Annotated in this window: 1 protein-coding gene; it reads left to right on the top strand. The window is 39.1% G+C overall.

Annotation, left to right across the window (positions count from 1 at the left end; all coding sequences use genetic code 11):
* Nucleotides 1-470 (top strand): ABC transporter substrate-binding protein (locus AC1DND_RS29380; protein WP_477586563.1); only part of this gene is annotated, 470 nt, incomplete at both ends.

The raw sequence follows: 470 nt of genomic DNA, 5'->3' as shown, positions 1-470 counted from the left end.
GTAAAGGGATATGCCTATAACCCAAAACTTGCTGCTAAACTTTTAGAGGAAGCTGGTTTCCCAGAAGGTAAAGGTATGGGAGAAGTAACCCTAAATACAACGACAACCTACAAAGACCTGATCGAATTTATTCAGGGCGAGCTTACTGCCGTAGGTATTAAAGTTAAAATTGATGTAAGCCCAAGTGCCAGCTTAAGGGATTTAATGTCGAAAAACAGCGTAAACTTTTTCCGTGGCTCCTGGCTGGCCGATTATGGCGATGGAGAGAATTTCCTTTCTATGTTTTATTCAAAAAATAAAGTCCCTTATGGACCAAATTACACTGCTTTTTACAATAAAGAATTCGATCAGCTGTTTGAGAAAAGCTATTATGAAACCGATAACGAAAAACGCTTTGAGCTGTATCGCAAAATGGATCAGATGGTAATGGATTATGCTCCTGTTGTTCCGCTTTTCTACGATCAATCTGT

This window comes from Pedobacter sp. 01N416, assembly GCF_056399685.1.
This window is presented reverse-complemented; position numbering and strand designations above follow the sequence as displayed.